The sequence below is a fragment of the Clostridium neonatale genome, assembly GCF_900465025.1.
In the GTDB taxonomy this organism is placed as follows: Bacteria; Bacillota; Clostridia; order Clostridiales; family Clostridiaceae; genus Clostridium; species Clostridium neonatale.
In genome coordinates this window covers 380,001-387,500 of the sequence record NZ_UICR01000003.1, presented here as the reverse complement: position 1 = coordinate 387,500, position 7,500 = coordinate 380,001, and the positions used below count along the sequence as shown (strand labels likewise).

Annotated in this window: 4 protein-coding genes and 2 rRNA genes (2 of these 6 running past the window's edge); all 6 read left to right on the top strand. The window is 32.2% G+C overall.

Annotated elements, in window-relative coordinates; genetic code table 11:
- Nucleotides 1–940, top strand: a 23S ribosomal RNA gene (locus CNEONATNEC86_RS19945); it begins 1,967 nt to the left of the window's first position.
- A gap of 184 nt (nucleotides 941–1,124) precedes the next feature.
- Nucleotides 1,125–1,241, top strand: a 5S ribosomal RNA gene (gene rrf / locus CNEONATNEC86_RS19940).
- A gap of 523 nt (nucleotides 1,242–1,764) precedes the next feature.
- Complete coding sequence (gene glgB, locus CNEONATNEC86_RS19935) at nucleotides 1,765–3,858, top strand: 1,4-alpha-glucan branching protein GlgB (RefSeq protein WP_410747394.1); 2,094 nt, start codon at nucleotides 1,765–1,767, stop codon at nucleotides 3,856–3,858.
- Nucleotides 3,859–3,920: 62 nt separating this feature from the next.
- Nucleotides 3,921–5,363, top strand: a complete 1,443-nt coding sequence (glgA, locus tag CNEONATNEC86_RS19930) for a glycogen synthase GlgA (RefSeq protein ID WP_159136724.1) — start codon at nucleotides 3,921–3,923, stop codon at nucleotides 5,361–5,363.
- A 270-nt stretch (nucleotides 5,364–5,633) separates the two neighbouring features.
- Nucleotides 5,634–6,794: a glucose-1-phosphate adenylyltransferase gene (locus CNEONATNEC86_RS19925; RefSeq protein ID WP_058293036.1), complete on the top strand. Its 1,161-nt coding sequence runs from the start codon at nucleotides 5,634–5,636 to the stop codon at nucleotides 6,792–6,794.
- 26 nt (nucleotides 6,795–6,820) lie between these two features.
- Nucleotides 6,821–7,500, top strand: partial view of a glucose-1-phosphate adenylyltransferase subunit GlgD gene (gene glgD, locus CNEONATNEC86_RS19920; protein ID WP_125147844.1) — the 5' portion only. It continues 430 nt past the right edge of the window; the window shows 680 of its 1,110 coding nt (coding positions 1–680); the start codon lies at nucleotides 6,821–6,823; the stop codon falls past the right edge of the window.

Here is a 7,500-nt window from a genome sequence, read left to right as displayed (position 1 = left end):
CCCGCACGAATGGCGTAATGACTTGTGCACTGTCTCAACTGCAAATCCGGCGAAGTTGTAGTGCGAGTGAAGATGCTCGCTACCCGCGATTGGACGGAAAGACCCCGTAGAGCTTTACTGTAGCTTAGCATTGAATTTCGGTATTGTCTGTACAGGATAGGTGGGAGACTGGGAAATCAGGGCGTCAGCCTTGATGGAGTCGTTGTTGGGATACCACCCTGATAGTATTGAAATTCTAACTGGATGCCATGAAACTGGTGACAGGACATTGTTAGGTGGGCAGTTTGACTGGGGCGGTCGCCTCCTAAAATGTAACGGAGGCGCCCAAAGGTTCCCTCAGAACGGTCGGAAATCGTTCGAAGAGTGTAAAGGCAGAAGGGAGCCTGACTGCGAGACCTACAAGTCGAGCAGGGACGAAAGTCGGGCTTAGTGATCCGGTGGTACCTCGTGGGAGGGCCATCGCTCAACGGATAAAAGCTACCTCGGGGATAACAGGCTGATCTCCCCCAAGAGTTCACATCGACGGGGAGGTTTGGCACCTCGATGTCGGCTCGTCGCATCCTGGGGCTGAAGTAGGTCCCAAGGGTTGGGCTGTTCGCCCATTAAAGCGGCACGCGAGCTGGGTTCAGAACGTCGTGAGACAGTTCGGTCCCTATCCGTCGCGGGCGTAGGAAATTTGAGAGGAGCTGTCCTTAGTACGAGAGGACCGGGATGGACTGACCTATGGTGTACCAGTTGTTTCGCCAGAAGCATTGCTGGGTAGCTAAGTCGGGAAGGGATAAACGCTGAAAGCATCTAAGTGTGAAGCCCACCTCAAGATGAGATTTCCCATAGCATAAGCTAGTAAGACCCCTTGAAGACTACAAGGTTGATAGGTCAGAGGTGTAAGTGCGGTAACGTATTTAGCTGACTGATACTAATAGGTCGAGGGCTTGACCAATATTAAGTTGTAATACATTAGGTACTATGTGCAATTTTGAAAGAACATTAAGTTCTTTTATAGAAATGATTTACTAAAATGTTTGATAGTTGTAGAATTAGTTTTCTTTTATAAGGAAACTCCATCAGCTAAAGCTGAGGAGTGCTAATTTCCAACAAAATCGAAGATTTTGGGAAATTAAGCATCTAGTGATGATGGCATAGAGGTAACACTCCTTCCCATTCCGAACAGGAAAGTTAAGGTCTATAGCGCCGATGGTACTGCATGGGAGACTGTGTGGGAGAGTAGGACGTTGCTAGGTAAGTTTAAGAGATAGTTAGAAATAACTATCTCTTTTTTTTATGCAAAAATATAAGTATTTATATTGTATTTTTATATAAAATTAAAATTTTATTCTGTTAGTTTTATTTTTATAAGTCAAATAAAAAGTAAATAAATATTTACATATTATTCCATATTGTATAAAATAATATATGACTCATATAAAAATTGAAAAACAAGTGAAAATTCATTTTAAATTTGGTAAAATATACATATAGTATAAAATAATATTGAGGAAATACGAATGGGGGTAATGAGTAATGAGCAAAGTATCTAATGATAATAAAATGGTCAATAAGAAATATTCAGAAATAATATCTAAAGACATTTTGTATGATAATGCTAATACATTGGCAGAAAATTTGCTGTGGGAAGCAAATAAAAAAGAAGACAAAGAAGATAAATCTAAATTAGAAGATAATAATATTAAATTAGAAGGTAATAGTGCAATTGCTGAAAATATAAAAAAAGAGAATACTAATAAATCTGTAAGTAAAGCAAAAATGGCAGTGACTAAAAAGTTATCAGAAAAAAAAGAGATTATAAGTAAGGCTGAACAGAAAAAGAAAGTAAAATCAAACCAAGAAAGCTCAAAGATAAAAGAGGTTGATGTAAAAGAAAAATCTCAAAAAACTTCAATAGAAAGAAAGGCAAAGAAAGTTAGCAATAATGAATTAACCAGTTTTAGTACCTATTTATTTCATCAAGGAAAAAATTATGCTTCGTATGAGATTATGGGGTCTCATATAAAAACAGAGAATAGAAAAAAAGGTGTGCAATTTGCTACATGGGCACCTAATGCTAAAGCTGTATATTTAGTAGGTGACTTTAATGAATTTAAGATAAGTGATGAATATAAGTTAGAAAAAATCACTGATAATGGGTTATGGAAAGCTTTCTTTACTAATATAAAAGAAGGAGATAAATATAAATATTGCATAATAGACAGAAATGGAAAGCAAGGTCCATTTAAAGCAGATCCATATGCGATAAAAAATGAATTAAGGCCAAATACAGCTTCAATTGTATATAAACCAAAATCATTCAAGTGGTCAGATACAAAATGGATTAATAAAAGAAATAGAATAAATGTATTAGAACAACCTTTAAATATATATGAAGTTCATTTAGGATCTTGGAAGAGAAATGATGATGGAGAATTTTTGACTTATGATGAACTTAGTGAGGAATTACCTAAGTACGTGAAAGAGATGAATTATACTCATGTTGAATTAATGCCGTTAGTAGAACATCCATTAGATGCTTCGTGGGGATATCAAGGTACAGGATATTATGCTCCTACTTCTAGATATGGGTCTTTGGAAGGGCTTAAAAAATTAATCAATAAGTTACATGAAGAAAATATCGGTGTGATAATGGACTGGGCACCAGGACATTTTTGTAAGGATGCTCATGGATTATATAAATTTGCTGGTGAACCCACATATGAATATAAGGAAGAATGGAAAGCTGATAATAAAGATTGGGGAACATATAGTTTTGATTTGGGGCGACCAGAAGTAAAGAGTTATTTAATATCAAATGCTCTATATTGGTATAGAGAATTTCATATTGATGGCTTAAGAGTAGATGCTGTTTCAAGCATACTTTATTTGGATTATAGTAAGAATAATGGAGAATGGGAACCCAATAAATATGGAGGAAATGGAAATCTTGAAGCAATACAATTTTTAAAAGATTTAAATCAAGCTGTTTTTGCAGAATTTTCAACAGCATTAATGATTGCAGAAGAATCAACTGCATGGCCAAATGTAACTAAACCTGTTATAACTGATGGATTAGGTTTTAATTTAAAATGGAACATGGGATGGATGAATGATACGTTAGAATATATTGAATTAAAGCCTGAATATAGGGAATATCATCATAAAAATATAACTTTTGCGATGATGTATAATTACGCTGAAAATTATATTCTTACATTATCTCATGATGAGGTAGTTCATGGAAAGAAATCACTTATTGGTAAAATGGCTGGTGATGAGTGGAATAAATTCGCTGGATTAAGAGCTTATATTGGATATATGATTGGACATCCGGGAAAAAAATTATCATTTATGGGAAATGAATTTGCTCAAGATATTGAATGGAGAGAATATGAGTCACTAAAGTGGAATCTTATAGAAGAAAATGAATTGAATAAAAAAACACAAATTTTCTTTAAAGATATAAATAAGCTATATATTGATAATAAAGCTTTATGGGAGTTAGACTATGATAATAGTGGATTTGAATGGATAGAGGCTAATAATAATCAACAAAGTGTTTTAATTTTTGATAGGAAAAGCAGAAAAGAGGATGAGACATTAATATTTATTGTTAACTTTAAGTCACAAGTATATTATGATTATCAGATAGGTGTGCCATTTTTAGGAGAATATGAAGAATTATTTAATACAGATGATACTATTTACGGAGGATCTGGACAAGTAATGGGAACTGTATTAACTTCTGAAAAAGTACCATTTCATAATCAACCTTATTCCATAAAGATTAAGGTTCCACCTATGGCAACATTAATTTTAAGTGTAAAGAAAATATTAAAAGATGAAAATCAAGAAGAAATGATTAGATAGATATTTATATATTTACAGAGGTAAATTTGTTATAAAAACTATGTGATATTGGAGGATAAATAATGAGAGTTTTATTTGTAGCATCAGAGGCAGGTCCGTTTATAAAGAGTGGTGGACTTGGAGACGTTGCAGGAGCTTTACCAAAAGCACTTGCCAAGAAAGGAACAGATATAAGAGTTGTTATACCTAAATATAAGCAAATTAATGATGAAATGAAAGACAAAATTAGGTTTAACAAATGGTTTACTGTGAAAGTGGGATGGAGAGAAAGATTTTGTGGAGTATGGGAATGCTTTCATAATGGAGTAACTTATTATTTATTAGACAATGAATATTATTTTAATAGAGATGGATTATATGGATTTTATGATGATGCAGAAAGATTTGCTTTCTTTGATAGAGCAGTTCTCGATATGGTAAGACAGATTGATTGGCAACCAGATTTAATACATTGTAATGATTGGCAGACAGGAATGCTACCAGTATTATTAAAATTTCAATATAAGAAATATGATAGCTTTTATTGGAATATGAAAACTATATTTTCCATACACAACATAGCGTTCCAAGGCGTATTTGATCCAATAATATTACCCGAGTTACTTGGGTTTGACATGGAATTATATAATAATACTGCGCTAAGATTTGACAATGGGGTAAGCTTTATGAAGGGAGCGCTGTATTACTCAGATATGATTACAACTGTAAGTAATACTTATTCGCAAGAAATACAGACAGAGTTTTATGGAGAAAGGTTAGATGCAGTACTGAGCGATAGATCTTATGCATTAAGGGGAATAGTTAATGGAATAGATTTTGATGAATATAATCCTAAAACTGATAAAAATATATATAAAAACTTTGATGTTAATTCATTGTGGAATAAATCAAAGAATAAGACGGCACTTCAACAAGAACTGGGATTAGAAGTAAATGAAGATATTCCTATGATTGGAATGGTAACTAGATTAACTGAACAAAAGGGACTAGAGTTAGTTAAATATATAGCTGAAAGATTATTACAGGAAAATAATGTTCAATTAGTTATATTAGGAACTGGAGATAAGCATTATGAAGATCATTTTAAATGGTTAGATTATGCTTATGGCAATAAGGTTTCTGCTAATATTAGATTTGACAATGGATTAGCAAGTAGAATTTATGCTTCATCAGATATGTTTTTAATGCCATCGTTATTTGAACCATGTGGTCTTGGTCAATTGATAGCGTTAAGATATGGTTCAATACCAATAGTAAGAGAAACTGGAGGATTGAAGGATACAATAATTCCATATAATAAGTATACTGGGGAAGGAAATGGATTCAGTTTTGCAAATTTTAATGCTGAAGAACTATATAATACTATAAAATTTGCACTATGGGTTTATGGGGATAAAATTCAATGGAAGAATATCACAAAAAAGGCTATGCAGTGTGATAATAGTTGGAACAAGTCAGCACAAATATATCTTGATTTGTATAGAGAATTAACTAATGTTGATTAAGCTATATATACTAAATATCTTCATTTAAGGATTTTAATTTGCATGCAAAAGTTTAAATTAATATCTACAGATTTTATTTAGTTAAAGATAAGTGTAACAATATGAGCTGAGTGAATATTGCATATTCAGATATTTTTTCTTATGAAATAGAAGATTAAGGTTATGCAGATATATTAATTATTATTAATTAAATGCCATTTTAATAAATAATTTATATCTTTATTAATAAATTATTCCGAGAAAATGGAACATATGAGAGGAGAAAGTATTATGGGGAAAAATGAAATGGTAGCAATGATTTTAGCAGGGGGACAAGGGTCGAGATTAGGTGTATTAACTAAGAAGTTGGCAAAGCCTGCGGTACCTTTTGGAGGAAAATATAGAATTATAGATTTTCCTTTAAGCAATTGCGCTAACTCTGGAATATATACAGTAGGAGTATTAACACAATATAAACCATTAGAATTAAATGCTCACATTGGAATAGGAGAAGCATGGGATTTAGATAGGAGTCAAGGTGGTGTAAGCATATTACCACCATATCAAGAAGAAAAGGGTGGACAATGGTATAAAGGTACAGCAAATGCCATATATCAAAATATAGAATTTGTAGACAGATATGATCCAGAGTATATATTGGTACTATCAGGTGATCATATATATAAGATGGATTATACTAAGATGCTTGATTTCCATAAAGAAAGAAATGCAGAAGCTACTATAGCTGTTATAGAGGTACCAATGGATGAAGCAAGTCGTTTTGGAATAATGAATACAAATGATGATTTATCAATATATGAATTTGAAGAAAAGCCTAAGAATCCTAAAAATAATTTGGCGTCTATGGGAATCTATATTTTTAATTGGAAGACATTAAAGAAATATTTAAGGGAAGATGAAGGTGATAAAACTTCCAAGAATGATTTTGGAATGAATATAATTCCATCAATGCTTTCTGATGGAAATAGAATGGTTGCGTATCCATTTAAGGGGTATTGGAAAGACGTTGGAACTATAGATAGTTTATGGGAAGCAAATATGGATTTAATTAGAGAAGATAATGAGCTAGATTTACATGATGAAGAATGGAAAATATATTCTGTAAATCCAGTGAGACCAGCTCAATATATAGGTGAAAATGCAAAAGTAGTAAATTCTTTAGTTGTTGAGGGATGTGTAGTTAACGGGCATATAGAAAATTCAATATTGTTCCAGGGGGTTCAAATTGGAAAAAATACAGTCATAAGAGATTCTATAATAATGACAGATGCTAAAATTGGAGATAATGTTGTTATAGAAAAAGCAATTGTTGGAAGTGGAGCAATAGTAAGAAAAGACTGTAAAATTTCATTAGGTGATGAGATAGCAATTATTGCGGCAAAAGACGAAGTAAAAATGGGTACAGTAATTGAGAAAAATAAAGCAGTATAATTGAGGATCTGAGAGGGGAAGAAAAAATGAAAAATTGTATTGGGATAATTAATTTAGATGAAAATGAAAGTAGGATGGGCGAACTTGTAATAAATAGATCTCTTGCTTCTGTTCCTATAGCAGCAAGATATAGAATAATAGATTTCGTACTATCAAATATGACTAATTCAGGTATAGGATGTATAGGAATATTTACTAAGAATAAATCTAGATCATTGATAGATCATATAAATAATGGAACACCATGGGATTTAAATAGGAAAAAAGATGGATTGAAGGTATTTAATTTTAGCAATAATGATCCTGCATTTGATGATGTTCATAATTTTGCAGAAAATATGCAATTTTTAAAAGTGAGTAGAAGAGAGTATGTATTATTAGCGCCTAGCTATATGGTTTGTAACATAGACTATGATGAAGTTATGAAATATCATAAAAGTACAGGTAAAGATATAACAATGATATATAAAAAAGTTACAAATGCTGATGAAGCATTTACCGGGTGTGGTGTATTAAATATTGATGATACAAATCAAGTTATTAGTGTAGGTGAAAATATAGGTAAAAATTCAAATGCTAATATCAATATGGAAATGTATGTATTGAAGACCGAGCTGTTCATGAATATTGTAAATGAGTGCATAAGTACTGGGATGTATAGAAAGGTTAAAGATTATATTCATACTAATTTAAACAAATTATCTGT